General features: G+C 41.2%; 1 protein-coding gene. It reads right to left on the reverse strand.

The window, feature by feature from the left end:
• Positions 1-92: 92 nt before the first annotated feature.
• Entirely contained in the window at positions 93-1,388 is a 1,296-nt protein-coding gene (ltrA, locus tag I2G42_RS16145; RefSeq protein WP_055221644.1) for a group II intron reverse transcriptase/maturase, read from the reverse strand.
• Positions 1,389-1,877 lie beyond the last annotated feature (489 nt).

Below are 1,877 nucleotides of genomic sequence, written 5' to 3' on the forward strand. Positions count from 1 at the left end.
CAGTCGAGTAGACTAAGACCTCTCAATCTTAGCCCCTCACAGATCCGTACGTGCGGCTTTCCCGCATACGGCTCCTCATAGTAACATTCGCTTCAATATAAACAATAGTACGTTTTAGGTTTTGCTAACGGGTAATACTTGAGCATTTCCACAAATCCATTCCATGTGTATGCCCGTCTACAACCTCTCCGATTCATGGCTTTGAATAGAAACTGTTGTACTCTATGCCGGAATGTTGTTATCTTCCGAAAATTCCATGTAACACCATAATACCGATAGTGTCCAATTAGTTTTACGTTCAACTCTTTAATTATTTCTCGCATTGGTCGATTTCGATTATCGTAAATCCAGTTCTTGTATGCTCTAACCTTTTGCTCTAACTTCTTTCTTGAAGTCTGTACCTTTGGCACGAAACCTCCCTTTCGAGTTTTGCTACAATAGAAGGTAAACCCCAGAAAATCAAATGTTTCAGGTTTACATTCTCCTCTTGCTCTACGATTCTGCTCTGCAAATCTCCCAAATTCAATTAGTCTGCTTTTACTACTTTCCAGCTCCAGTCCAAACTTTTCCATTCGTTCCTTTAACTCTTTATAGTATCTTTCAGCTTCTGACTTATATTGAAATCCTGCAACAAAATCATCCGCAAAGTTGACGAGAAAACACTCTCCCTGCATTTCCCTTTGCACCACCAGCTTAAACCACAGCGTCAGCACATGATGCATGTATATATTTGCAAGCATCGGACTCATTGCTGAGCCTTGTGCCGAACCTTCCTCTGTTGGCTCGAATTTTCCTTGCTCCATTATTCCTGCTTTAAGGTATTTACGTATTAGCCACAATAAGTTCTTATCCTGTATATTCCATTCAAGGAACTTCATCATCCAATCATGGTCGATATGGTCAAAGAAACCTTTGATATCGGCATCTACGATATAGCTGATTTTTCCATAGCTTATCCGTTGGTATACTTCTTTTATTGCTTCGTGACACCCCCTATTCGGTCTGAATCCATACATGCAGTTTAGGAATCTCGGTTCATAAATAGCTCCCAGTATTTTCTTCACTGCCATTTGTACAATCTTATCTTCATAGGAAGCAATCCCTAATGGTCGTTTCTTTCCATTTCCTTTAGGTATATATACCCTCAGTGACGGAAGTGGCTTAAAGGATTTGTTTTTCAACCTCTGTACCAGTTCCTTGATATTTCTATCAAGGTTCTTCCCATACTCATCCTTAGTTACCTTGTCAATTCCGACTGCTTTGTTCCCATCTAATTCCTTATGGCATTGCTTTAGCATATCTTCATTTATCAAGTGGTACACTGATGTAAATATAGGATGTTTTGATGTTGCTGATATCTCAGCTATTCTTACTAATTTCGTTTCCATTATTTCCTCCGTCCCTGAGTACGGATAATGTGTCCTCAGTAAGACCTTTACTATGCAATCCCCTTCCCTCCATCGGCATTGCCCGATTTCTACAGTACTATGGGATTGTCCGACCACCTACCATTCATTTGAAATACTCCGTTTTCAGTTGCAATTTCATACTCTTCTTCGAGAAATGGCAGGTTCTCCCCAGTTGATGTGTATTCACAATGTAAAACATGATTGGTTCTCTGACTCCGCAGTGCCACATAACACTCGCCATATCGCATTACATGATATTGTCTTCCGCACCAGTTAAGACGTCGACCGACTGAAGTTAACGTTTCGAAGCTCAATCACTATTCAACCCTGCTTTCTTGCTGTCTACGCTTGTCAGATGCCGTTACCGGCATCATCCCAAGACTCGCTATTATCTGGTTGGCTAAACCTTGGATAAACCGGAATCCCACCGGCTTGACTACACACCCTTAGCTGGGCGCACAACTGGAA

The organism is Fusicatenibacter saccharivorans (assembly GCF_015557635.1).
GTDB classification, from domain to species: domain Bacteria; phylum Bacillota; class Clostridia; order Lachnospirales; family Lachnospiraceae; genus Fusicatenibacter; species Fusicatenibacter saccharivorans.